Source organism: Streptomyces sp. NBC_01176 (assembly GCF_045039825.1).
Classification (GTDB): domain Bacteria; phylum Actinomycetota; class Actinomycetes; order Streptomycetales; family Streptomycetaceae; genus Streptomyces.
In genome coordinates, this window is the sequence record NZ_CP108600.1 from 5,331,028 (window position 1) to 5,352,968 (window position 21,941).

19 protein-coding genes are annotated in these 21,941 nt (G+C 71.1%); 10 read left to right on the forward strand and 9 right to left on the reverse strand.

Annotated features, from left to right (window positions below; translation table 11 throughout):
- The first annotated feature begins 355 nt into the window (after positions 1-355).
- The 3 genes from OG199_RS23025 to OG199_RS23035 all read left to right on the forward strand — a co-directional run bounded on the left by OG199_RS23025 (position 356) and on the right by OG199_RS23035 (position 2,051).
- On the forward strand, positions 356-883 hold the full coding sequence (locus tag OG199_RS23025) for a helix-turn-helix transcriptional regulator (RefSeq protein WP_356807104.1): 528 nt from the start codon (positions 356-358) through the stop codon (positions 881-883).
- 104 nt (positions 884-987) lie between these two features.
- Positions 988-1,578: a hypothetical protein gene (locus tag OG199_RS23030; protein ID WP_356807106.1), complete on the forward strand. Its 591-nt coding sequence runs from the start codon at positions 988-990 to the stop codon at positions 1,576-1,578.
- Between the two features lie 140 nt (positions 1,579-1,718).
- The gene (locus OG199_RS23035) at positions 1,719-2,051 is read left to right on the forward strand and encodes a DUF2516 family protein (RefSeq protein WP_356807112.1); all 333 of its coding nucleotides are present in this window, start codon (positions 1,719-1,721) and stop codon (positions 2,049-2,051) included.
- A gap of 161 nt (positions 2,052-2,212) precedes the next feature.
- On the opposite strand, the gene OG199_RS23040 is transcribed toward OG199_RS23035, so the two are convergent.
- The 3 genes from OG199_RS23040 to OG199_RS23050 form a co-directional block, all read right to left on the reverse strand.
- Positions 2,213-3,559 (reverse strand): PP2C family protein-serine/threonine phosphatase, encoded by a 1,347-nt coding sequence (locus tag OG199_RS23040; protein WP_405831047.1) that lies wholly within the window; start codon positions 3,557-3,559, stop codon positions 2,213-2,215.
- Positions 3,560-3,882: 323 nt separating this feature from the next.
- A complete protein-coding gene (locus tag OG199_RS23045; RefSeq protein WP_401800201.1) occupies positions 3,883-5,013 on the reverse strand; it encodes an NlpC/P60 family protein in 1,131 nt (376 codons plus the stop codon).
- A gap of 249 nt (positions 5,014-5,262) precedes the next feature.
- Positions 5,263-6,075 (reverse strand): class I SAM-dependent methyltransferase, encoded by an 813-nt coding sequence (locus tag OG199_RS23050; RefSeq protein WP_356807547.1) that lies wholly within the window; start codon positions 6,073-6,075, stop codon positions 5,263-5,265.
- A gap of 235 nt (positions 6,076-6,310) precedes the next feature.
- Between OG199_RS23050 and mshA the strand changes: the two genes are divergently transcribed.
- The 3 genes from mshA to OG199_RS23065 all read left to right on the forward strand — a co-directional run bounded on the left by mshA (position 6,311) and on the right by OG199_RS23065 (position 10,067).
- Positions 6,311-7,648 (forward strand): D-inositol-3-phosphate glycosyltransferase, encoded by a 1,338-nt coding sequence (gene mshA, locus OG199_RS23055; protein WP_356807549.1) that lies wholly within the window; start codon positions 6,311-6,313, stop codon positions 7,646-7,648.
- A 37-nt stretch (positions 7,649-7,685) separates the two neighbouring features.
- A complete protein-coding gene (locus OG199_RS23060; RefSeq protein ID WP_401800204.1) occupies positions 7,686-8,177 on the forward strand; it encodes a YbjN domain-containing protein in 492 nt (163 codons plus the stop codon).
- Between the two features lie 126 nt (positions 8,178-8,303).
- Complete coding sequence (locus tag OG199_RS23065; protein ID WP_405831050.1) at positions 8,304-10,067, forward strand: glycosyl hydrolase family 28-related protein; 1,764 nt, start codon at positions 8,304-8,306, stop codon at positions 10,065-10,067.
- A gap of 9 nt (positions 10,068-10,076) precedes the next feature.
- Here OG199_RS23065 and OG199_RS23070 read toward each other — a convergent pair whose 3' ends face one another.
- Positions 10,077-10,874, reverse strand: coding sequence for an AraC family transcriptional regulator (locus tag OG199_RS23070; RefSeq protein ID WP_405831052.1), 798 nt, complete (start codon positions 10,872-10,874; stop codon positions 10,077-10,079).
- Here OG199_RS23070 and OG199_RS23075 point away from each other — a divergent pair.
- Positions 10,873-11,358, forward strand: coding sequence for a DUF2000 family protein (locus tag OG199_RS23075; RefSeq protein WP_405831054.1), 486 nt, complete (start codon positions 10,873-10,875; stop codon positions 11,356-11,358). The two genes, OG199_RS23070 and OG199_RS23075, sit on opposite strands and share 2 nt — an antisense overlap.
- A 174-nt stretch (positions 11,359-11,532) precedes the next feature.
- On the opposite strand, the gene OG199_RS23080 is transcribed toward OG199_RS23075, so the two are convergent.
- Complete coding sequence (locus OG199_RS23080) at positions 11,533-12,948, reverse strand: MDR family MFS transporter (protein ID WP_405831055.1); 1,416 nt, start codon at positions 12,946-12,948, stop codon at positions 11,533-11,535.
- 184 nt (positions 12,949-13,132) lie between these two features.
- Here OG199_RS23080 and OG199_RS23085 point away from each other — a divergent pair, with 184 nt between their 5' ends.
- A complete protein-coding gene (locus OG199_RS23085; RefSeq protein WP_168528774.1) occupies positions 13,133-13,894 on the forward strand; it encodes a phosphoglyceromutase in 762 nt (253 codons plus the stop codon).
- Between the two features lie 314 nt (positions 13,895-14,208).
- Here the strand turns inward: OG199_RS23085 and OG199_RS23090 are convergent, their stop codons facing one another.
- From OG199_RS23090 to rph, 3 genes are all read right to left on the reverse strand, one after another.
- A complete protein-coding gene (locus OG199_RS23090; protein WP_405831057.1) occupies positions 14,209-15,642 on the reverse strand; it encodes a VCBS repeat-containing protein in 1,434 nt (477 codons plus the stop codon).
- 478 nt (positions 15,643-16,120) lie between these two features.
- The gene (locus OG199_RS23095; protein ID WP_405831059.1) at positions 16,121-16,354 is read right to left on the reverse strand and encodes a hypothetical protein; all 234 of its coding nucleotides are present in this window, start codon (positions 16,352-16,354) and stop codon (positions 16,121-16,123) included.
- 18 nt (positions 16,355-16,372) lie between these two features.
- Positions 16,373-18,976 carry a rifamycin-inactivating phosphotransferase gene (gene rph / locus OG199_RS23100; RefSeq protein ID WP_405831060.1) on the reverse strand — a complete coding sequence of 868 codons (2,604 nt, stop codon included), beginning with the start codon at positions 18,974-18,976 and terminating at the stop codon, positions 16,373-16,375.
- 599 nt (positions 18,977-19,575) lie between these two features.
- Between rph and OG199_RS23105 the strand changes: the two genes are divergently transcribed.
- Positions 19,576-20,319, forward strand: coding sequence for a hypothetical protein (locus OG199_RS23105; protein ID WP_356804405.1), 744 nt, complete (start codon positions 19,576-19,578; stop codon positions 20,317-20,319).
- A gap of 38 nt (positions 20,320-20,357) precedes the next feature.
- Here the strand turns inward: OG199_RS23105 and OG199_RS23110 are convergent, their stop codons facing one another.
- Positions 20,358-20,951 carry a hypothetical protein gene (locus OG199_RS23110; RefSeq protein WP_405831062.1) on the reverse strand — a complete coding sequence of 198 codons (594 nt, stop codon included), beginning with the start codon at positions 20,949-20,951 and terminating at the stop codon, positions 20,358-20,360.
- A 215-nt stretch (positions 20,952-21,166) separates the two neighbouring features.
- Here OG199_RS23110 and OG199_RS23115 point away from each other — a divergent pair, with 215 nt between their 5' ends.
- Positions 21,167-21,886: an SDR family oxidoreductase gene (locus tag OG199_RS23115; protein WP_356804408.1), complete on the forward strand. Its 720-nt coding sequence runs from the start codon at positions 21,167-21,169 to the stop codon at positions 21,884-21,886.
- Positions 21,887-21,941 lie beyond the last annotated feature (55 nt).

Below are 21,941 nucleotides of genomic sequence, written 5' to 3' on the forward strand. Positions count from 1 at the left end.
CTGTTGTCAGGTGCGGCCGGTCGTCGGGTGGGGCCTGCCGGCGAGGGTGTGCTTTCGAGGTCGTCCGGCCGCCGGGCGCCCCTGCGCGGTGATCACGCCGACGCCGTCCTGTCGAGTTTCGTCCCGGCCCGTGAGTGGAAGACGAGCACGAGAGCGGAGGGCCGAGCGCGGGGATGTACCCGCCGCGCGCGGCCGCGGTCCGTCGGCGGGTGCCGTCGCCGAGATGCACGGCGAGGGGCACAGCGCGGGCCCAGGCCCGGCGCGTGCGTCCGACCGGGGGGATTTCGGCGTGGCACAGCGCACTTTTGCAAGCGGGTGCTTGCAATTGTTAGCGGAGGTGCGGCAAGGTGGAGCCATGGCATCGCTCAACGTCGGCAATCTCGGTGAGTATCTGCGCGATCAGCGGCGCAACGCGCAGCTGTCCCTGCGGCAGCTCGCCGACGCCGCCGGGGTGTCCAATCCGTATCTGAGCCAGATCGAGCGCGGGCTGCGCAAGCCGAGCGCGGAGGTGCTGCAGCAGGTCGCCAAGGCGCTGCGGATCTCCGCCGAGACGCTGTACGTGCGGGCCGGCATCCTCGACGCCGAGCGGGACCGGGACGAGGTGGAGACACGTGCCGTCATCCTCGCCGATCCCACGCTGAACGAGCGGCAGAAGCAGGTACTGCTCCAGATCTACGAGTCCTTCCGCAAGGAGAACGGATTCGAGATCACGCCGGACATGGTCCAGGGCCAGGCACAGGACATGGCCGAAGACGTGGTCCAGGAGACGGTGCAGGACCCGGTACGGAACATATCGGACACCCGGCACTCGCCGGACACCGCGGTCCGCGGCCCCCGCACGGCCGGCGGAAGCGATGCCGATCCGCAGCAGACCGCCGGTTGACCCGTACCGGCGACGGCAGTGCCGCCGCCACCGGTGCAGACCGGCAGGTTCGCCGCGGACCACCCAAACCCTCAGCTGAAAGCGACTCCGGGAGGATCATCGCCATGGCCATCACCGACGACATCCGCAAGGCCGCCACGGACCCGACCCCGCTGTACTTCCTGGCCGGCACCGCCGACCTGGCCGTCCAGCAGGCCCGGAAGGTCCCCGGCATCGTGGAGCAGATCCGCGCCGAGGCCCCGGCGCGCATCGAGACCGTGAAGAACATGGACGCGAACACCGTCCAGGAGAAGGCCGCCTCCCGTGCCAAGGAGGCGCAGGAGACGATCCAGACCCGGGTGACGGGCTTCATCAGCACCCTCGACACCGACCTCAAGAAGCTCGGTGAGTCCGCCCAGGACCTCGCCCTGCGCGGTGTCGGCGTCGCCGCCGAGTACGCCGTGAAGGCCCGGGAGACGTACGAGAAGGTCGCCGAGCACGGCGAGCAGACCGTGCGGACCTGGCGCGGTGAGGCGGCCGACGGCATCGAGGAGCTGGCCGTGGCCGTCGAGCCGGAGGCGCAGTCCGCCCAGGTCAAGCAGGAGCCGAAGCCGGCCGCGGCCGCCGCGGAGCCGGCCGCGGCCAAGAAGACCGCGCCGAAGAAGGCCCCGCTGCGCAAGCCCGTCGCCAAGAAGACGACTCCGCCCGCGAAGTGAGCGACTGCCGCGAGCCCGCCGACGGATGTGGTGGGCGAACGGCGTAGGGATGCGGGGACGGGCCGGGCACTCTCAGAGTTCCCGGCCCGTTCTCCGGGTACGGTGACCGTAGAGATGATTCGACCCGGGCGGTGGGCATAGTGCTGTTGACGGCATTCGGCGGCTTCATGTCGCTGATCTTCCTGGCCATTCTGGTGCTCGCCGTGGTGGCACTGGGGATGGCCGCGATCGCCCGCGATGACGCGTACCGCGCGGCGGACAAGCAGAGCAAGATGTTCTGGCTGATCATCCTGGGCATCACGGTGGCCGTGAACCTGCTGGTCCCGATGATCTTCCTGCAGATCGCGGGCCTGGTCGCCACGATCGTCTTCTTCGTGGACGTACGCCCCGCGCTCCGCCAGGTCTCCGGAGGCGGCCGCCGCGGTGGAAGCAGCAGCGACGGCCCCTACGGTCCGTACAACGGCGGTCGTTGACCACCTCGCGCAGCCGCCGCGGCCCTTGACCGGCTCGGTGATCGCACCGCTCCGTGCGCTCCGTCGGACAGGTACGCCGCGTCGTCGGACAGGTACGCCGCTTCGTCGGCCGGGCCCGGTGGTCCGGCCGACGAACACGGCACTCCGGTGGGCGTACGACGCTAGGGCGTGCGGTCGAGCAACAGCACCGCGACGTCGTCCGTGAGCTCTCCGCCGTTGAGTTCGCGCACCTCGCTGACGGCGGCCCGCAGCAGCTGCTCGCCCTCCAGGCCCTCGGCGAGCTGACGGCGGACCATGTCCACCATGCCGTCCTGGCCCAGCCGCTGGTTGCCCTCGCCGACACGGCCCTCGATCAGACCGTCCGTGTAGAGCATCAGACTCCACTCGCCGCCCAGCTCCACCTGCTGGCGCGGCCAGCGGGCGCCGGGCAGCAGACCGAGCGCCGGGCCGCCGTTCTCGTACGGCAGCAGTTCGGCCGGGCGGCCGGGGCGCGCTATCAGCGGGGACGGGTGACCGGCCAGGCAGAGCCCGGCACGGCGGCCGTCCGGCGCGATGTCCACCGTGCACATCGTCGCGAAGATCTCGTCGTTCTCCCGTTCGTGCTCCAGCACCTGCTGGAGCGTCGAGAGCAGCTCGTCACCGCACATCCCCGCGAACGTCAGCGCCCGCCAGGCGATGCGCAACTCCACGCCGAGCGCCGCCTCGTCGGGTCCGTGCCCGCAGACGTCGCCGATCATGGCGTGCACCGTGCCGTCGGCCGTACGGACCGTGTCGTAGAAGTCGCCGCCGAGCAGGGCCCGGGACCGACCGGGGCGGTAGCGCGCGGCGAACCGCAGCGAGGAGCCCTCCAGGAGAGGGGTCGGCAGCAGACCGCGTTCCAGGCGCGCGTTCTCCTGGGCACGCAGCCTGGACTCGGTGAGCCGTCGCTCGGCCCTGTCGGAACGTTTCCGCTCCACCGCGTACCGGATCGCGCGGCTCAGCAGCCGGCCGTCCAGCTCGTCGCGGAACAGATAGTCCTGGGCGCCGACGCGTACCGCTTCGGTGCCGCGTTCGGCGTCACCCGACGCGGTGAGCGCGAGCACGGCATGCCGGGGCGCGAGCCGCAGAACGTGCTTGAGCGTGGCCAGCTCGTCGTCCGAGTCGGCCGCCCGGCCCGGCGCCGGCAGCGCGAGGTCGAGCAGGATGCAGTGGACGTCGTCGGTGAGCAGCCGCTCGGCCTCGGTGAGGTTGCGGGCGGTACGGATACGGATCGGCTTGCCGGCCGCGTCGAGCATTTCGGGCACGCTCAGCGAACCGGCCGGGTCGTCCTCGATGACGAGCAGGGTCAGGTTGGTGGCGACCGGGGTCGCGGCGCGGGGCGCCGGCAGGGCTTCGGCCGGGCCGCCAGTCGCGTGTCCGGCGGGGCCGCCGGTTGACTCTCCGGATGGGCCGCCGGGTGAGGACGCGGCTGAAGCCTGACCACTTTCCACGGCCGGGATCGCTCTCTGCCGCGGTATGGGTACGGGCATCGTCTGTTCCTTCCCTCCCCCCGAGGGCGTGGTGGGGCGAAGGTCCTCGACCCACCGACGGGGACCATAGCGGTAGCGGACGCCGCGGGGGAATGGTGCGCGGCGGGGCGTCCGGCAATCGGCCACCGTCATATGCCGCATCCTGTACCGCACTTGGACAGGATGCCGGGTCGCCGAAGATGACGAACGTCACGTCCCCGGGTGGGGGAGGCATACGCCCCCGTGGGGCAGGTCACGTGCGGTGGGTCACGACGGGGCGGGTGGCGTGCGGGGCCCGGTCACCGGACGGTCACGCCCGATGCGTCTGGCCCGCGCCCAACGCCTCACGCGTCCGGCCGTACGACCCCCAGTATCGGCATCGATCCCGCGCCCGCGACGGTCACCGTCCGCCCCGGCCGGGGCGCGTGCACGATCGCGCCGTCCCCGATGTACATCGCGACATGGCTGGCGTCGTCGAAGTAGATGATCAGGTCGCCGGGGCGCATGTCCTTGATGTCGACGTGGGTGAGCTGCTTCCACTGTTCCTGCGAGGTGCGCGGAATGCCGTGGCCCGCGGAGATCCAGGCCTGGGAGGTCAGCCCCGAGCAGTCGTACGACTTCGGGCCCTCGGCGCCCCACACGTACGGCTTGCCGATCTGGTCGGTGGCGTACTGCACGGCCTTCTTGCCCTGCGCGGACGCCTTGCCGTTGATCTCCGCCAGGACGCCGGAGCTCAGCCAGGCCGTCTGCGCCTTGTGGGCGGCCTCCTCCTCCAGCTTCGCCAGCCGCTCCTTCTCCTCCTTCTGGAGCTGGGACTGCAGCTTCTCGGCGGCGGCGATCTGCTTCTTGATCTTCTTCTGCGCCTCGGCCTTGGCCTCGCGGTTGGCCTCCAGCTTCTGCCACTGGGCGGAGGCGTCCTTCGCGTACTGCTCCAAGTCCTGCTGTGTGCGGGCCATCTCGGCGAGCAGACCCTTGGTGGCGTGCTCGCCCTGGCGGACCCTGCCCGCGCCGTCCAGGTACTCCTGGGGGTTCCTGCTCAGCCAGAGCTGCGCCTCGGGGGGCAGGCCGCCGCCCCGGTACTGCGCCCGGGCCGCGGCGCCCGCCAGGTCCTTCAACCGGTCGAGCTTCTCCTGGCCCTTGACGATGTCCTGGGCCAGGTCGACGATCTGGGCGGACTGCTGGCGGGCCTTCTCCTCGGCGGCGTTGTAGGCGTCCGTGGCGACCGCCGCGTCGTGGTAGAGATCGTCCAGCTTCTCGCGGATCGCCTGGAGATCCTTCTTCTTGCGGATCGCCTGGGGATCCTGGGCGGCCGCACCGCCCGCACCGCTCGCGCCGGCCGTACTGCCCGACGGGGTGGGTGTCCGTGTGGGGCCCGGTGTCGGGCTCGCGTACGCCACGCCCGGTGCCGACAGCACCGCGCAGGCGCACGCCACGACCATGGCCGCCGTGGTCAGGCTCCGCTTGCCGGATCCCATTGCTCCGCCCCCAAACTGATTTACCGTCAGTAACTTATGGACGCCTGGGGGATCGTGCCATGTCGGCGCGCAACGCGACAGAGGCGGGCAAGAACTCCCTTCCCTCCGCCGCGCTTCCGCAAGACGATCTCCCGGCCTGTGTGACGAACCACTCATGGAGTTCGTTCCGTGAGTGGTACGGGCGGGTGAGGTCCGCGGCCGTTCGCCGAAGCGCGCCCGCGCACCGGACCGGGGTCACACCTCCGGTCGTCACACCCCCGGCGCCAGGGCCTCCCAGCCCACCGTGACCTCACCCTGGCGCCAGCGCGCTATCGCGTCGGTCACGGGCCAGTCGGCCGCCAGGTCGCGGACCGTGCGGATCCAGCGCTGTCGCGCGCCGTACGAGGCGTAGGGCGCGGCGGCCGCCCAGGCGCGGTCGAAGTCGCGCAGGAACGCGTGGACGGGCTCGCCCGGGACGTTGCGGTGGATCAGGGCCTTCGGCAGGCGCTCGGCGAGGTCCGAGGGGCGGTCCAGCGATCCCAGCCGGGTGGCGAAGGTGACCGTGCGAGGGCCCTCGGGGCCGAGCGCGACCCAGACGTGCCGGCGGCCGATCTCGTCGCAGGTGCCCTCGACGAGCAGACCGCCCGAGGAACCCGGCCCCGCCGGCGCCAGCCGCGCGCACAGGCGCTCCCAGACGGCGGCGACCTGCTCCTCGTCGTACTGGCGCAGTACGTTCGCCGCCCGGATGAGTGTCGGTCTGCCCTCGACCGGGACCTCGAAGCCGCCGTGCCGGAAGGTGAGCCCCTCCCGCTCGTACGGCCGTGCCGCCGCGACCCTGGCGGGGTCGATCTCCACGCCCACCACGCGGGTGCGCGGGGCGGCCGTGCGCAGGCGCGTCAGCAGCTCGACCGCGGTCCAGGGGGCCGCCCCGTAACCGAGGTCGACCGCCACCGGGCCGGGGCTCCGGCGCAGTTCGGCGCCGTGGGTGGCCGCGATCCAGCGGTCCATCCGGCGCAGGCGGTTGGGGTTCGTGGTCCCGCGCGTCACCGTTCCCACGGGGCGGGACGCGGCGCGGGCTGTCATGCGTACGAGAGTAGGCGGCCGGACGCGACGCCGTGTCTGCCCTGTGGACAACCTCCGTCCCGCCCGCCGGCCCTGTGGACAAAGACCGCGTACGCAACTCGCTATCGAACGGTTGATCGACATCTGGTAATGATTCGGCAAAAGGGAAATGGAGCGGCCTGCTCCGGCGTTCCCCAGGATTGGAGGGTGCGCCGTGCCCTTCGACCGGCATGCCCGCAGCGAGGAGGAACGCCACGTGAGCCAGTACGTCAGCAGGCTCGGGCGGCGCTCTCCGGCGACGCCGTCGCGGCTCAGGCTGAACCGAAGGCCCCGTCGCGTCGCGATGCTCTCCGTGCACACCTCCCCGCTGCACCAGCCCGGCACGGGCGACGCGGGCGGCATGAACGTCTACATCGTGGAGCTCGCCCAGCGCCTCGCCGCGATCAACATCGAGGTCGAGATCTTCACGCGGTCCACGACGGCCGCCCTCCCGCCGACCGTCGAGCTGGCCCCCGGAGTCCTCGTCCGGCACGTCGACGCGGGCCCCTACGAAGGCCTCGCCAAGGAGGACCTGCCCGCCCAGCTGTGCGCCTTCACGCACGGCGTCATGCAGGCCTGGGCCGGGCACCGCCCCGGCTACTACGACCTGGTGCACTCCCACTACTGGCTCTCCGGCCACGTCGGATGGCTCGCCGCCGAGCGCTGGGGTGCGCCCCTGGTGCACGCGATGCACACCATGGCCAAGGTCAAGAACGCCGCGCTCGCCGAGGGCGACAGCCCCGAGCCGGCCGCCCGCGTCATCGGCGAGACCCAGATCGTGCGCGCCGCCGACCGCCTCATCGCCAACACCGCGGAAGAGGCCGGGGAACTCGTACGCCACTACGAGGCCGAGTCCGGCAAGGTCGCCGTCGTCCACCCCGGGGTGAACCTCGACCGCTTCTGTCCGGCCGACGGCCGTGCCGCGGCCCGCGCCCGCCTCGGGCTCCCGCAGGACGCCCTGATCCCGCTCTTCGCGGGCCGCATACAGCCTCTGAAGGCCCCCGACGTGCTGCTGCGCGCGGTCGCCGTCCTGCTCGACGAGCGTCCCGAGCTGCGCCGCAACATCGTCGTCCCCGTGGTGGGCGGTCCCAGCGGCAGCGGACTCGCCAAGCCCGAGGGCCTGCAGAAGCTCGCCGCCCGGCTCGGTATCGCCGATGTCGTGTGCTTCAGGCCGCCCGTCGACCAGGAGCAGCTCGCGGACTGGTTCCGGGCCGCGTCGGTGCTGGTCATGCCCTCGTACAGCGAGTCCTTCGGTCTGGTGGCCATCGAGGCGCAGGCGGCCGGCACGCCGGTGCTGGCGGCCGCGGTCGGCGGACTGCCCGTCGCCGTGTGCGACCGGGAGACCGGTTTCCTCGTCCCCGGGCACGATCCCGCCGCCTACGCGCGCGTGCTGCGCGATTTCGCCGACGACCGGACGCTCCCGGCCCGGATGGGCGAGGCCGCCGCCCGGCACGCGCAGCGCTTCGGCTGGGACACCGCGGCGGCGGCCACGGCGGACGTGTACGCGGCGGCGACACAGACCCACCGCCGCAAGGTCCGCGGCCACCAGGGCTGACACCCCCGCTGTCCGTCGGCTGACGTACGCTCGCCCCATGGCTGACGCAGCGTCGATCGTCGAGCAGACCCTCACCGAGGCCGAGCTGGAGTGGGAGAGCCCAGCGACGGGCTCGTACGTCGTGAAACTGCCCGGCACCCGCAAGCTCTCGACGACCGTCTCGCTGATCGTCGGCAAGCACTCCCTGTCGCTGAACGCCTTCGTGGTCCGCCATCCCGACGAGAACGCGGAAGGCGTCCACCGCTGGCTCCTGGAGCGCAATCTCAAGCTCTACGGCGTGAGTTACGCGGTCGACCCCCTGGGGGACGTGTACCTGGTCGGCAAGCTGCCGCTCGCCGCGGTCACGCCGGACGAGATCGACCGGCTGCTCGGTTCGGTCCTGGAGGCCGCCGACGGGTCTTTCAACACTCTCCTGGAGCTCGGTTTCGCCTCCGCGATCCGCAAGGAGTACGCCTGGCGGGTCTCCCGTGGGGAGTCGACGCGCAATCTGGATGCGTTCACCCATCTGACTCAGCGCCCGACCAACTGACTCATGGTCCAGTCCAACTAACTGCCGCACGCCCCCTTCCGAGCGGGCCTTCGCAGTGGCATGCTCACCGCCGACGCAGATCTGAACGTCATTCACATCCATGGATGCGAGCGAAGGCGGGCGGTCATGAGCGAGGAGCACGTGGGCATCAGCAGGCGGGGCCTGCTCGGCAGCGCCGTGGCCGTGGCGGCCGCCGCCGTGACCGGCGGGCCGGCGGAGGCCGCGTCGGGTCGTGCCGCGGCCGTCGCCGGTCCGCCGGTCACGCAAGCCGGGGCGGCGGGCACGACCGCCGGGGCGACGGGCACGGAAGCCGCGCGGCACGGGGCGCACGGCCGAGTGCCCGGACTCTGGCGGGAGTTCACCCGCTCCCCCTTCACCCACCCGCAGATCCCCTACGTGGGCCGGGCCGGTTTCCGGGGCGGGACGGCGGGTTTGCCCCGTCACCCCGTCGTGGCCGACGTACGCGACTTCGGCGCCGTGGCGGACGACGGCGTGACGGACTGCGCCCCCGCGATCAACCGTGCCATCGCTGCTGCCGGCAGGGCCGGCGGTGGCACGGTTCTCATCCCGCCCGGCACCTTCCGCGTCGACGACCTGATCCGCGTCGGCCACTCGAACGTCGTCCTGCGCGGCGCCGGCAGCGACCGTACGAAGCTGTACGCGACCAGGAACCTCACCGAGCTGATCGGCGTCTACGGCTCCCGCTACGGCGGCGACAAGTCCTCCTGGTCCTGGGCGGGCGGCCTCATCTGGCTGGCTCCCACGGCCCGTTGGGATTCCCTGGTCGCCGCCGTCCGGGCGAAGGCCTGGCCCTTCGAGGGCTGGACCGGCAACCGTCGCGACGAGTGGGAGACGCTGACGACGGTGGCACCCGCCACCCGTGGTTCATGGACGGTGACGGTCACCGATCCGCACCGGCTGAAGGCGGGCCGGCTCGTCCTGCTCCGCCTCGCCGACGACGCCGGCCACACCCTTCTGGAGCACATGGCGGGCGGCGGCCCCGGCCCCGAGGCCTACTACTGGGACGACAAGACCAAACTGACCAGCTACGTCCCCTACGAGTGGCCCGTGCGCGTCAGCCGCGTGCGGGGCACGAAGGTCACCCTGGAACGTCCCCTCCCGCTCGACATACGCCCCGAGTGGGACCCGCGCCTGACCACCCTCGTGGAGCCGCTGACGGGCTCGGGCGTCGAGGGCCTCACCCTGGAGGTCGTCGAGACCCCGCAGTCCCCGCACCTCCTGGACAAGGGCTACAACGGGGTCGTCTTCCAGTGCGCGTACGACTGCTGGGCGGACGACGTCGTCGTACGCCATGTGGACAACGGCTTCGGACTCGTGGCCGCCTCCGCCTGCACCCTGCGCCGCACCCGCGTGGCCGGCCGCGGCTCGCACCATCCCTACTTCTGCCGCGAGGGTTCGCACGACAACCTCGTCGAGGACTTCACCATCGAGCAGCGCACGGTCCCGGCCCCGGCGGACACCCAGCTCCACGGCATCAACGTGGAGGGGCTCTCCTCCCACAACGTCTGGTCGCGCGGCGACATGCGGATGGGCACCTTCGACTCCCACCGCGGGATGCCCTTCGCCAACGTCCGCACCGACATCACCGTCGACAACAACGGCCGCCACGGCGGCGACGCCTCCGCCGGGCCCCTCTTCGGCGCCCGCTTCACCCACTGGAACATCCGCGACACCAACAACCGCGCAGGCCTCGTCAAGATCGACGGCCTTGCGCCCTACAGCGCCACGGTCGGCGTCAACACCTGCACGGAGTTCGACCAGATCGACGTACCCGACTTCACCGGCGACCTGCACTCCCGTCTGGAGCTGTACGGGACGACGGACGTCGTACGGCCGCGGAACCTGTACGAGGCACAGCGCGACCTCTGAGGCGGATGGCTACCGCCGTGCGCCGCCGCGGAAGCGCCCCGGGGCGACACCGACCAGCCGCTTGAACTGGCGGGTGAGGTGGGACTGGTCGTAGAAACCGGTCGTGGTGGCCACCTCGGCCGGTCTGCCGCCGTCCAGGAGCAGCCGGCGCGCGCGGTCGACGCGCCGCGACATCAGGTACTGGTGCGGCGCGATCCCGAAGGCACCGCTGAACGCCCGTACGAGATGGGCGGGATGGGCGTGCAGGAGCCGGGCGGCCTCGTCGAGGGAGACCCCGTCGACGAGCCGCGCGTCCAGCAGCTCGCGCAGCCGGTCGGCGAGCGTGGCGTCGGGACGCGTCTCCTCGACGTGGCGCGGCCGCAGATGGCCGCGCAACCGTTCGGCCACCAGCGTCAGCCTGCTCTCGGCCTCCAGCTCGTCACCGGGGTGCGCGAGAGCGGTGTGCAGCTGCCCGACGCGTTGGCGCAGCAGAGGGTCGCGCAGGTCGGGACCGTCCACCGCGGGGCCGATGAGACTCTCGTCGAGCCGGCTCAGGTCGAGGTAGAGGACCCGTTTGCGGAATCCGTCCTCGGTGACCGGCGAACCGTTGTGGGGGACGTGCGGCGGCAGCAGCGAGACCGTGTCGTGCGGGGTGCCGTGCTCGTGCCGGTCGAGGTCGTAGCGCACAGCACCGTCGTCGACGATCAGCAGCGTCCACGCCTCGTGGACGTGCATCGGGTACGCGTACTCGGTGTAGTGGGCGTGGAAGACCTCCACGACGCCCGGGATCCGCGGGCGCCATGCGGAGATCTCCCGCTGGGCCGCCATGCAAACAACGTACAAGACGACGGCGTACGGCGGTCGGCAGTCTCGAGGCATGAGCACACCGGACAACGAGCCCATCCGTTTCGACACCAAGATCGCCGTGCTGCTGAGGGACGAGCTGGAGCCCTGGCAGCGGCTCAACGTGACCGCCTTCCTGGTCAGCGGCCTCGGGGCGACCGTCCCCGAGGTGGTCGGCGAGCCCTATGCCGACGCGGACGGCGTCCCGTACCTGCCCATGTTCCGCCAGCCGGTCATGATCTTCGAGGGCGGCAAGGAGACGCTGACCGCGGCGCACGGACGCGCGCTGGTCCGGGCGCTGCCGCGGGCGGTCTTCACGTCCGACCTGTTCGCCACCGGCAACGACCGGGACAACCGGGCCGCCGTACGGGCCGTGCCGACCGCGGAACTGGATCTGGTGGGGCTCGCAGTGTACGGGCCGCGGAACGGGGTGGACAAGGTGTTCAAGGGAGCCCGGATGCATCCCTGAGGCGGCCGGGCGGGCGGCCGGGCGGGTTGCCACGCCCTCGGGATGGGGGACGTGTCCTGGGGATGCGGGACAGGTCCTCGGGATGTCGGGATGGGGGACAGGTCCTCGGGATGTCGGGATGGGAGGTCCTCGGGAGGGGGGAGGGGCCTGCCGGGCCGGTGCGTCCCGTCCGGTTCACACCGTCCCGGCGCGGGACTTCGCCGTCGGCGGGGGACCTGTCACCGCTGTCGGACCTGCGGGCGTCGGTGGCATCACCTGCGGCGGCGGTCCTGCCGCCGCCTCCGCCTCCAAGAGGATCTCTTCCACCGCCGGTCCGGCCTCCACCGAGGGCGCCTCCACCACGGACACCTTCACCACGGGCGACTCCGCCGCGGGCACCTGGGCCGCGGGCTCCTCCGCCGGGAGACGGCTCATCAGCATCCCGTACCCGAGCCCCGCGGCCGTGCCCACCACCGCGCACAGCCCCCACAGCCACTCCGCGCCGAGCCGGTCGATGACGACGCCGGACATCAGGGGCGCGATGAGCGCGGCGAGCGACCAGGACATGGTGTACATGCCCTGGTACCGACCGCGGCCATGTGTGGGGGAGAGCCGGATGACCAGCCCCGTCTGCGTCGGCGCGTTGACGATCTCCGCCAGGGTCCACACGCACACGGTGAGCGCGAAGACGCCGACCGATCCGGCGAAGGCGGTGAGCCCGAAGCCGTACCCGGCGAGGAGCGACGAGACCACGAGCAGCCGCCGTGGATCCCGGTGCTGGATGAAGCGGGTGACCGGGATCTGCAGGGCGACGATGAGGACACCGTTCCCGGCGATCGCCAGGCCGTAGTCGGCCGGGGTGAACCCTGCTTCGCCCATCGCCACCGGGAGCCCCACGGACCCCTGCTGGAAGACGAGGCTGACCAGGAAGGACAGCCCGACGACGCTCATGAAGCGCCGGTCGCGCAGCACGGTCCCGAGGCCGGCCTCGTCCGCCGTCTCCTTGGCGGTCCGCACCGGCCGGGACTCCGGCAGCTTCGCGAACACGACCAGCGCGCAGACCAGTGTCATGCCGGCCTCGATGAGGAAGCCCGCGAGGTAGCTGAACTCGGCGATGAACCCGGCGGCCATCGAGGAGACCGCGAACCCGAGGTTGATCGCCCAGTAGTTGAGGGAGAACGCCCGGACCCGGTCCTCGGGCCGCACGATGTCGGCCATCATCGCCTGCACGGCCGGCCGGGAGGCGTTACTGGCCATGCCGACGAGGAAGGCGACGGCGGCGATGCTCACCGGGTCGTGCATGAAGCCGAGCAGCGCGACGGAGGCCGCCGTCGAGGTCTGCGCGATGAGCAGGGTGGGCCGCCGCCCGAGCCGGTCGGTCATCACCCCCGCGCCGAGCGAGGAGACGACGCCGCCGAGGCCGTGCAGGGACGCCACCAGGCCCGCGTACGAGGCGGAGTAGCCGCGGTCGAGCGTCAGGTACAGCGCCATGAAGGTGGCGACGAAGGCCCCGAGCCGGTTGATCAGGGTGCTGGTCCACAGCCACCAGAACTCACGGGGGAGCCCTGACACGGTCTCTCGGACGGCACGTCTCATCACGGCTAGTGGCATGGCGGACCCCAGGTCAGGCAGGCGCGTAAGCGGCTCGGGCGGTGGGCACAACTTACGAGAATCCGGTTCGGGAGGGCCACTCGATTAACAGATGCCGTCAACCGGCCGACGTTCGCCCGAGCGTCGGTGTCCGTCTGCCGACCGGGGGAGCGGCGCGTCAACCGGTTCCATTACGCTCGACCGCATGGCCGACGCACCGTACAAGCTGATCCTCCTCCGCCACGGCGAGAGCGAATGGAACGCGAAGAACCTGTTCACCGGTTGGGTGGACGTCAACCTCAACGAGAAGGGCGAGAAGGAGGCAGTCCGCGGCGGTGAGCTGCTCAAGGACGCCGGCCTGCTGCCCGACGTGGTCCACACCTCGCTCCAGAAGCGCGCGATCCGCACCGCCCAGCTCGCGCTGGAGGCCGCGGACCGCCACTGGATCCCGGTCCACCGTTCCTGGCGCCTGAACGAGCGGCACTACGGTGCGCTCCAGGGCAAGGACAAGGCCCAGACCCTCGCCGAGTTCGGCGAGGAGCAGTTCATGCTGTGGCGCCGTTCGTACGACACCCCGCCGCCGCCGCTCGCCCGCGACGCCGAGTACTCCCAGTTCGACGACCCGCGCTACGCGACGCTCCCGCCGGAGCTGCGCCCGCAGACGGAGTGCCTCAAGGACGTCGTCGTGCGCATGCTGCCGTACTGGTTCGACGGCATCGTCCCCGACCTGCTGACCGGCCGCACGGTCCTGGTCGCGGCCCACGGCAACTCGCTGCGCGCCCTCGTCAAGCACCTCGACGGCATCTCCGACGCCGACATCGCGGGCCTGAACATCCCGACCGGCATTCCCCTCACGTACGAGCTGGACGCCGACTTCAAGCCCCTCAACCCCGGCGGCACGTACCTCGACGCGGATGCTGCCGCGGCGGCGATCGAGGCGGTCAAGAACCAGGGCAAGAAGAAGTAGGGCGGACTGATCAAGCCCCCTATCTGCGGGTTCTCCGCCGGTAGGGGGCTTGTTGCTGTGCTGGGGCCGTCTCTGGGCCCGTTAGTCGGCTGACCGGGCCGTACTCAGCGCTTCAGGAGTCCGGCTCCGGCTGTTTCTCTCGTCTCCGCCCGGGCTCCCGCGTCGCGGAGGGCCGAGACGGCCGCCGCCGCGGCTTCCTCGGACACGCCGGTGAGGATCACGGCGGGAGCCCGTTCACCAGAACCTTGCTGTACCAGAGGCTCAGCCTCTTCGGCCGACACACGACCTGGACGACCTCCATCACGCGCAGTGCGTCAGATCATCCAGAGCAGGCCCGCGCCGCCCAGATAACTGGGACTGCGGCCGCTGAGGCCGACGGAGGACGGGGTGAACTCGTGGCAGCCCCGTGCCGTCGGGCCGGTGGTAGTGCCGGGGAAGACCCAGACAGCACCCGGGCCCATGTTCTCGAATGCCGCGCTGACGAACAGCTCGGGCCTGCCGTCCCCGTTCACGTCTCCGACGGCGACCGTCGTGCCGAACGCATCGTCGGATTCCGAGGTGTCCGGGACGTCGGCCGTGTCCTGGGTGAAGGAGTACGATCCGGCGCCGAGCGCACCGGAGCGGCGGCCCGGAATGATGGTGACCTGCCCCGCGTGGGACTTGCCCTCGTACGGGGTCCCGACCACGATGTCGGCGAGTCCGTCCCGGTTGAGGTCGGCCACGGCGAGTGCGCCGCCGAAGTCGTCGCCCTTGTCACTCGTGCCGGGCACTCCGGCAGTGTTCTGGGTCAGCTGCACCGGCTTGGTGTCGAAGGGGATGCCCCGCTTCGCCCCGTACCAGACCAGGACCCGCCCGCCGTGCGCCCCGTCCACGCCGTCCTTGGCGGGCTCGTCGGGGTCGCCGACCACCAGGTCGGCGTACGAGTCGCCGTTGATGTCCCCGGTGGCGGCGATGAGGCCGTTGCCCTGGGTCATGTAGTCGTCGTACATCATCCCAGGGCCCCCGTAGACCTCGCCGCCGCTGAGGCCGGCCAGACGGACGGTGATGGCAACCGGGTCGGGGGCACCGTCGTGGTTGAAGTCGCCGAGCGCGACGCTCGCGACGGAGGGTGTGTCCCGGTTGTACTCCCTGGACCCGTAGGTGCCGGTACGGCTGAACGGCCCGGTGAAGTAGACGGAACCGTCGGTACCGGCGACCGCGACCTGCGTCTTGGCTCCGGGGCCGCCGGCGAACACTGCGACGTCGCGCCCGTACTCTCTCGCCCCGTCGTGGGGTCTGGCGGGATTCGGCAGGTCGGTGGCGCTCGTCAACCCGTTCTTGCTGCCCCACAGCGCCACGACCGCGCCCGAGTCGTTGCCCTTGGACGTGTCCTCGTAGGGGGCGGCGACCACCAGGTCGGCAAAGCCGTCGCGGTTGATGTCGGCCGTGGCAGTGGCCGCCCCGAACCCGTCGCCCGCCTCGGCCGAGTCCGGCACGCCCGCACTGTTCTGCGTGATGGTCTGCCGCCTGCTGGCCGACAGTCCCGACTTCGACCCGTACAGCACGACGACGGCACCGGCCCCGTCCTTGCCGGCCACGTTCGCGCCCGGTGCGGGCAGAACCGCGTCCCGGTACCCGTCCCCGTTGAAGTCACCCGGCACCGCGCCGTGCACGGCCACCGCAGGGGTGACCGGCCCCAGGGCCGTGGTCCCCAGCGCGACGACCACGGCTACGGCTCTCCATCTCCCCCTGAACCTCTGACGTGTCATACAACCCCCTCCTTCTCGGCGCACCGACCGTGCGCCGACATCAGGCGCGGATTGTAAAGCCAGGAGATGACGAGAAGGGGGGTGGAGCCCAGAGGTTCCGCCCCTGGTTCGCGGCACTCGGGGGGGCAAGCGGGGGACTTGCGGGGTGTGATGGACGGCCTGGGTGACGGTTATACCGACCAAGTGGGGCAACCACCTCTGAACCGCGCACCGTCGTTGATCCAGGCACCGTCCGCCGGTCTCCAGTGAGCAGAGGGCCATTGACCCTGCTCCTCGAGAAGCATTCGCGCTGTACGGTCCGCTCCCCGGCTGAGAGACCTACGACGAACTGGCGCAACTGCACAGCCAAAGATGCCGAAGAGCTTGCCGCCGGCACCCTGGACCCTGAGTGCGCGTGAATGGCGGGACCGTTCCCCCCGAGAAACTGCTCACGTCGACCGACGAGCGCGAGCACTGTGCGAGTTCATCGACCAATCGCTCACCGCGCACGGCGCGAACTCGGGTACGGCTGCCCCATGTCGTACGGCTGGCCCTCGGGTTGGCCGTACAGGGGCTGCTCGGGACTCGGGCACGGCTGCCCGTGCGGACCCGGGTACTGCTGCCCGTGCGGACCCGGGTACTGCTGGCCGTACGGGAGTTCGTACTGCTGATCCCGGGGCTCCCCGTACGGATCAGCGGGTTCTTCCCACGGCGAGGACGGGTGCGTCGACATGAACGGCAATCAGAACGCTCACATGGAAGGCAGGATCTCGACGTACCCGGCGGTTCCGTGGACGCGGATCCGCTGCCCGTCCCGGATCAGCCGGGTGGCCCGCTCCACGCCCACGACAGCAGGCAAGCCGTACTCCCGGGCGATCACCGCGCCGTGGGTCATCAGGCCGCCCACCTCCGTCACCAGGCCCGCGACTCCGACGAACAGCGGTGACCAGCTGGGGTCCGTGAAGGTCGTGACCAGGATGTCGCCCGCCTCGAGATCGGCCTCCGCCATGTCGAGGATGACGCGGGCCCTCCCCTCGACGGTCCCGGCGGAGACCGGCAGGCCGATCAGGGCGCCGTCCGGCACGTCGTCGCGACGGTACGCCCCGGTGACGGCCTCGCCGTCCGACGTGAGCACCCGCGGCGGGGTGAGCGCGTGGTACGACCGGAACGCGTCCTTGCGCCGCTGGATGAGCTGGTCGTCCACCTCGTTCGAGCGCACGACGTCGTGGAGTTCCTGGAACGTGAGGTAGAAGATGTCCTCCTTCTCGGCAAGCACGTCGGCCTGCACGAGGCGCTCGGCCTCCTCCATCAGGGCCTGCTTGTAGACGAAGTAGCGGCTGACGATGCCGTACTTGGGGTACTCCCGGTACCCGATGAAGGTGCGGACCCGGTCGATCATCCGCTTGGCCTCCTCGGCTTTCCGTTCCCCGTCCGGCAGGGCCCGCAAGCGCGACAGCACGTCCTGTTCCTTCTTCAGCGCCTTCTGCCGCCCTTGCTCGAAGCGCCGTTCGGCGGCGCCCGGCTCGAAGTTCCTGACGTTGTCGAGGATCACGGGCACGAGCGTGGTGGGGCGCTCGCGCCAACGCGGCCTCGTGATGTCGATCTCGCCGACGCAGCGCATGCCGTACCGGTCGAGGTAGGCCTCCACGGCGTCACGCGCTTCGGCGCCGCCCGCGAGCTTCGCCAGCTCGTCCAGGAAACCCTCGTCCTCGACGCCCTCCAGGAACGCCACCACCTCCGGCCGCGGGCGGATCACGTCCGCGACGTCGAGCAGCGCCAGTCCCATCTCCGACGTGATGTTGCCGGGAGCGGACAGCGTGAGCGTGTCAGCCGCGTTCTTCTCGCCCAGCCACTCCTGCAGCTTGTCGTTGAGCCACCACGTGGCCTCCATCCCCGCCATGATCGCCTGAAGGTTCAGCGGATCTCCGAGGACTCGCTTGTGCTCCTCGAACGCTCCCCGCAGGAAGTCGAACAGCGCCGGTCCGGTCTTCGTCCGGATGTCGCGCTCCAGGGCGGCGACGGACGTCCGGCTGCGCTCGATCAGCTCGGTGACGATGGCCGGATCGGGCTCGCCCGGGGCGGACGTGCCGCCGACCGGCGGCCGGCCGGGACCCGCGTCCGGAAGCGACGGGACGAAGTCGGCGCGGTCGAGAACGGTCTCCAGCGCGTCCCTGACCAGCGGATCGCCCCTCCCCAGGACCTCCAGGAGGCCGGCGCGGCTCGCGGGCGAGGACAGGCGCCGCGTGACGTCGACGAACAGCCTCCCGCCGGCCTCGTGCATGGGCACCATGGCCGTCAGTTGCCACATGGAGAGCCCCAGGGGCTTCATGGGGTCGGTCATCATCTGCCCGTGACCGACGGAGACGTAGACGTGATTCTCCTGGTCGCCGGTCTCGGGGACCGGGAACAGCGTCGTGATCGGCCGGCTCTGAACGATCTGGAAGCCGGCGTCGTCCAGGCACCATTCGATGTCCTGCGGGCGGCCGAAGCGCGCTTCGATCCGTCGCCCGAGCCGCACGAGCCGTATGACCTGCGCATCCGTCAGCGCCGGCTGCTCCTGCCGCCGCGCGTCGATCGCCACCTCGCGCGTACCGCCGGTCGGCAGGGCGTGAACGGCACGCTGCTTGACGGCGATCGCCCTGGCGACGACTTCGTCGTGCCGCACCTTGAAGACGTCCGGGTTCACCAGGCCGGAGACCAGGGCCTCGCCGAGGCCGAAGCCCGCGTCCACGGTGGCGACCTTCCGGTCGCCCGTGACGGGGTCGGCCGTGAACAGGACGCCGGCGGCGTGCGGGAAGACCATCCGCTGCACGACCACGGCCATGTGGACCGTACGGTGGTCGATGCCGTTCCGCAGGCGGTAGGTCACCGCCCGCTCGGTGAACAGCGAGGCCCAGCACCGGCTGACGTGCCGGAGGATCGCCGCGGGCCCCACGACGTTCAGGTACGTGTCCTGCTGGCCGGCGAAGGAGGCCGTCGGCAGGTCCTCCGCCGTCGCGCTGGATCGGACGGCGCAGGCGGCCTGTTCACCGAGCCGGGCGAGCGCGCGGGTGATCGCCGCCGCGAGATCGCCCGGGACGGCGATCGCTTCGACGGTCCCGCGGATCTCCGCGCTGAGCGTGCGGATCGCCTCCCGGTCGTCCGGGTTCAGGCGCGACAGCTGATCGAGCCGATCGTCGATCGACGGCGCTTCCGCCATGATCCGCCGGAAGGCGTCGGTCGTCACGCAGAAGCCGGCCGGCACGCGGATGCCTTCGATCCGTGTCAGGCCGCCCAGGTGCGCACCCTTGCCGCCGACGACCGCGCCCCGGGTCTCGTCGGCCTCTTGAAGGTCCCACACGTACTGCTCGATCACCGCGACACCCCCGAGGCAGTCGTGTCCCCTTGCACCGCACCGGCCGATCGGATCACCGGCGGCTCCCACTCCGTCGAACCTCGTGTCACCGGTTCCACGTCACCGCGTCCCCCATATGTCGACAACACACGCACGTCGTGCCCCGTTTCCGCAGGTTGTGGCCTCGGCCGACGATTTTGCGCTACCACCCGGGTCTTGCCGCAAGCCCCCCGGTGCGCTATACGTTGAGAGTGGCAGGGAGAGAGATCTCCTTGCCTTTGTCTTTTGCCGGCCGTCGTCTTTTGCCGGCCGCCTGCCCCCGGCCCCCGCCGCCGGAACCGGCTCTTCCACCGCGTTCACGGGAATGCCGCGTACGTCGCTCGCGCCCCGGCCGCCCGTCGTGAAGAGGAAGCTCGTGCCCCGGCCGCCCGCCGTAAAGAGGAATGAGCGAAAGCAGGGGCACGGCCTACGGCTCGCCTCAGCGTCAACCCTGCCGTCATCTGATAGGGAATGTCCCACCTGGTGCGCTCTTGCCCCGCAGAGCGCGACCAGGTGGCATCTCTGGGTTCGAACCCGCGCCACGACGGCACCTGACGCGACAGAAGAGGTAGAGGGAGACCATGGGCTGGACACGCACACGTCGGGCGGCAGCGTCGGCGGCTCTCGTCGGAGCGATCGCCATCGTCTCGACGATGCTGTCGCCGGCCCACGCCGGAACGCGGACCGGGGCCGCGCGGTCCTTCGCGACGGTGGCGGCGAAACGGCCCGGCCCGCCCACGCCGCGTCCCCCTCGGCTCCCTCGAGACTTTCGCGGGAAGGGCAAGTGGGTCGTCCGGGACCTGGGCATCACGGTCCCGTTCACCTGGGAGGGGAGGGACGGCGACAGCCAGATGATCGCGGGCGGCCCGCAGTACCCGATCTGGTTCACCAACCTGATCCACCACGGCACGCTCTACACGCTGACCTACAAGTGGCCCGGCCTGACCGAACATCCGTGCTCACGGATCCCCGGCTTCGACCTCGACCAGTTGAACCAGGCATTCCGAGGCGCACGGTTCGTCGGGCGGGAGATCCTCCAGCGGAACCCGAACCGGTACGTGAACCACTGGCGGGTCGGTGTCGTCCTGCCGGAGCGCCCTCCGGGGAACTACCTGCGGTTCCCCCTCGCGCTGGGCGACATCTACGTCGATCAGAAGGATCCGGGTACGTTCTGGCAGGTGCTGCAGTTCGGCGTCCAGAATCTCTACGATCCCCAGCTGGACGAGTGGCTCGTGATGGACACGTTCGCGCACAAGCCCGGTACGGTCAGGCTCCCTCCGCGCTGCGCGTCCGGCTCCGGTGCCGTGCTCGCCGGTCGTCCGTAGCGGTGACCGGGGTCGGTGGCCGGGGTCGGTGGCCGGGGTCAGTGGCCGCCGGAGGGGCGGTCGCAGGCGGAGTGGTCGGGGTAGCCGCCGAAGGCGTCCGCCTGGGTGGAGACGCGGTTCATCCCGCCCTCGACGCACAGCGGGTAGGTGTCGATGAGGAAGCCGACCCCGGTGGGACCGTCCTGGTACGTCCGCACCTTCGAGGCGGGGTAGCCGAGGCCGGTGAGCGCGCCAAGGGTGCTGTCCGGCGCGAAGTCGCCTCGCTCACGCAGAGGTTCCAGCGCGCCCTTGATCCGTGCGATGGCCGCGAGCCCCTCGCACCGCTCCTGGCCGTGCAGCGGAAAGGGCACCATGAAGCCGTGGTTCTCGGCGTAGTGGTCGGTGGGCGGCGTGGCCGGCCCCGAGGTGCTCGGGGTCGGCGTCGGCGTCGGCTTCGGGCTCTCGCCGGGGCACGGGAAGTCCACCGGCGCGCTCGGCGTCACCGCCGCCCGTGATGGTCCGGCCACCCCGGCCGCACCGGCCTCGTCCCCGGCCCGCTGCGTTCCGCACCCCACCGTCAGCACCGCCAGCACGGCCGGTACCACCATCGGCACCATCCCGAACCGGACCCCCGTCGTCCTGATCACCGTCATACCCCCGATCCTCCCCCGCGTCGCGGCACGCGTCATGAGTACATCTACTCACCCGAGCCCTTCGGGTTCGGGGCCGGGTTCGGGTTCGGACCGGGTGCGGTTCGGGTGGTGACCGTGCAGGGGGCGGTATACGTTCGAAGAAGGGGTGGCGTCGCGCGGTCGTGCCTGGTCGTGGCGCCGGTTCGGCCCTGCAACCCATGCCGTGAGGTGCCCCCATGAAGATCCAGGAGTCGATCGCCTTCGTCACCGGTGCGAACCGCGGGCTCGGTGAGCACTTCGCGCGGGAGCTGGTCGCCGCCGGAGCGGCCAAGGTCTACGCGGGAGCGCGCGACCCCGGGAAGGTCACGGTGCCCGGGGTGGTTCCGGTCGCCGTGGACATCACCGACCCGGAATCCGTGCGTGCGGCGGCAGACCTGGCCCAGGACGTGACGCTGCTCGTCAACAACGCCGGTTCGACGACCCGGGCCGACGTGCTCACGGCCGGACTGGACTCGTTCCGCGCCGAGTTCGAGACGCACGTTCTCGGCACCCTCGCCATGTGCAGGGCCTTTGCCCCCGCCCTCGGACGCAACGGGGGCGGCGCGCTCGTCAACGTGCTGTCCGTACTGTCCTGGCTGTCGATCCCGGCCAGCGCCGGTTACGCCGCCGCCAAGGCCGCCGAGTGGTCGGTGACCAACTCCTTGCGGTTGGCTCTCGCGGAACAGGGCACGCAGGTCACCGCCCTGCACGTCAGTTACATGGCGACGGACATGGCCGCGAGCGTGACGGCTCCGAAGGCCGATCCGGTCGCGGTGGCGCGTGCGGCGCTCGACGGTGTCGAGGCCGGACTGCACGAGGTGCTCGCGGACGACGCCAGCAGGCAGGTCCAGGCGGCGCTCGCCGAGGGCCCGGGGGCTTTGTATCCCCAACTGGCCGGGCGGCCGGGCCTGATCTGAGCGGGCTGATCTGAGCACACGGGCCCGCGGACGTGCGGAGGGGCGTCGTGGGTAC

What these genes read in the sequence shown, in the direction of transcription:
- OG199_RS23070 (WP_405831052.1), bottom strand. Translation starts at nt 10,874, where the DNA reads ATGGCGGCCCAGCGGGAGATCTCCGCATGGCGCCCGCGGATCCCGGGC.
- OG199_RS23060 (WP_401800204.1), top strand. Translation starts at nt 7,686, where the DNA reads ATGGCTGACGCAGCGTCGATCGTCGAGCAGACCCTCACCGAGGCCGAG.
- OG199_RS23105 (WP_356804405.1), top strand. Translation starts at nt 19,576, where the DNA reads ATGGGCTGGACACGCACACGTCGGGCGGCAGCGTCGGCGGCTCTCGTC.
- OG199_RS23080 (WP_405831055.1), bottom strand. Translation starts at nt 12,948, where the DNA reads ATGCCACTAGCCGTGATGAGACGTGCCGTCCGAGAGACCGTGTCAGGG.
- OG199_RS23075 (WP_405831054.1), top strand. Translation starts at nt 10,873, where the DNA reads ATGCAAACAACGTACAAGACGACGGCGTACGGCGGTCGGCAGTCTCGA.
- OG199_RS23110 (WP_405831062.1), bottom strand. Translation starts at nt 20,951, where the DNA reads ATGACGGTGATCAGGACGACGGGGGTCCGGTTCGGGATGGTGCCGATG.
- OG199_RS23045 (WP_401800201.1), bottom strand. Translation starts at nt 5,013, where the DNA reads ATGGGATCCGGCAAGCGGAGCCTGACCACGGCGGCCATGGTCGTGGCG.
- OG199_RS23090 (WP_405831057.1), bottom strand. Translation starts at nt 15,642, where the DNA reads ATGACACGTCAGAGGTTCAGGGGGAGATGGAGAGCCGTAGCCGTGGTC.
- OG199_RS23085 (WP_168528774.1), top strand. Translation starts at nt 13,133, where the DNA reads ATGGCCGACGCACCGTACAAGCTGATCCTCCTCCGCCACGGCGAGAGC.
- OG199_RS23115 (WP_356804408.1), top strand. Translation starts at nt 21,167, where the DNA reads ATGAAGATCCAGGAGTCGATCGCCTTCGTCACCGGTGCGAACCGCGGG.
- OG199_RS23050 (WP_356807547.1), bottom strand. Translation starts at nt 6,075, where the DNA reads ATGACAGCCCGCGCCGCGTCCCGCCCCGTGGGAACGGTGACGCGCGGG.
- OG199_RS23095 (WP_405831059.1), bottom strand. Translation starts at nt 16,354, where the DNA reads ATGTCGACGCACCCGTCCTCGCCGTGGGAAGAACCCGCTGATCCGTAC.
- OG199_RS23025 (WP_356807104.1), top strand. Translation starts at nt 356, where the DNA reads ATGGCATCGCTCAACGTCGGCAATCTCGGTGAGTATCTGCGCGATCAG.
- OG199_RS23065 (WP_405831050.1), top strand. Translation starts at nt 8,304, where the DNA reads ATGAGCGAGGAGCACGTGGGCATCAGCAGGCGGGGCCTGCTCGGCAGC.
- OG199_RS23040 (WP_405831047.1), bottom strand. Translation starts at nt 3,559, where the DNA reads ATGCCCGTACCCATACCGCGGCAGAGAGCGATCCCGGCCGTGGAAAGT.
- OG199_RS23030 (WP_356807106.1), top strand. Translation starts at nt 988, where the DNA reads ATGGCCATCACCGACGACATCCGCAAGGCCGCCACGGACCCGACCCCG.